Here is a 1078-nt window from a genome sequence, read left to right on the forward strand (position 1 = left end):
CTACCTCGGACAGAACCTGCCCCGCGAACGCCTCGCCATGGCGGCCGGAGGGTGCGCCACCGCAGCCGCTGCCATCGCCCACGCGGTTTCCTACACCAGCGACCGACGAGTCTTCGGAAAACCGGTCGCAGACTTCCAGAACACCAAATTCGTTCTTGCCGAATGCGCTACGGATCTCGCCGCAGGTCAGACAATGGTCGATCACGCCGTCGCACTCGAAGACGCCGGCGAATTGAGTGCCGTCGACGCTGCGATCTGCAAGCTCTTCTGTACCGAGATGGCAGGCCGCGTGATCGACAAGTGTCTACAACTGCACGGCGGCTACGGGTACATCCTCGAATACCCGATCGCACGGTTGTACGCGGACACGAGAGTGTCGCGAATCTACGGCGGCACCAGCGAAGTCATGAAAACGATCATCGCGAAATCCCTGAGCCGATAGGAGCCCCGATGGACGAACTGTTGCAGCTCACTCACGCAGGCACTGCATACGGCGGGGCACCCGAATTTCGCGGAACCTGCTGTGCCGGTGGCCCAGATCGCGCCTACGGCGGCCATGTCGTCGCGCAGGCCCTGCTCGCTGCGCACCGCACCGTCGACCCTGTACGGTACGTGAACTCGCTTCACGCGTACTTCCTGTCCATGGGCCGACCGGGCGCCGAGGTGCAGTACCGAGTGCGAATCCTCCGAGACGGTGGCACCTATGCACTACGAGAGGTGACCGCCTTCCAGGGCGGCAATGCGCTGCTCTCACTGACCGCATCCTTCAAGAAGGAGGAACTCGGACCCGATCGCCATATTGCGATGCCCCACGTTCCCACACCGGAATCAATTCCGGCACAGAGCGAATCCGTTGATCGATTCTGGTCGGGCATCACGTCCTCGGCCATTCGCCAGGCAGTGCAGGTGCGCCCGATCAGCGGAGATTCGGCCGACGACGACGCTGCCGACCACGGCGGTGGCAGGGACCGCCGCATGTGGATTCGCATCGCAGGTGAAGTATCGAGCGATCACGGGATGCACGCCGCCGCACTTGCGTTCTGCTCGGACCTCACGCTGGCGCGAACCGCCGCTCTCG

At 63.5% G+C, this 1078-nt stretch carries 2 protein-coding genes; both read left to right on the plus strand.

The genetic code is table 11. From position 1 onward, the window contains the following. On the plus strand, positions 1-442 hold a 442-nt coding region (locus AC0B9F_RS38465), incomplete at its 5' end, for an acyl-CoA dehydrogenase family protein (protein WP_472010494.1). Between the two features lie 8 nt (positions 443-450). Then, positions 451-1078 (plus strand): acyl-CoA thioesterase (locus AC0B9F_RS38470; RefSeq protein WP_472010496.1); only part of this gene is annotated, 628 nt, incomplete at its 3' end.

This window comes from Streptomyces sp. NPDC097129 (genome assembly GCF_055668065.1).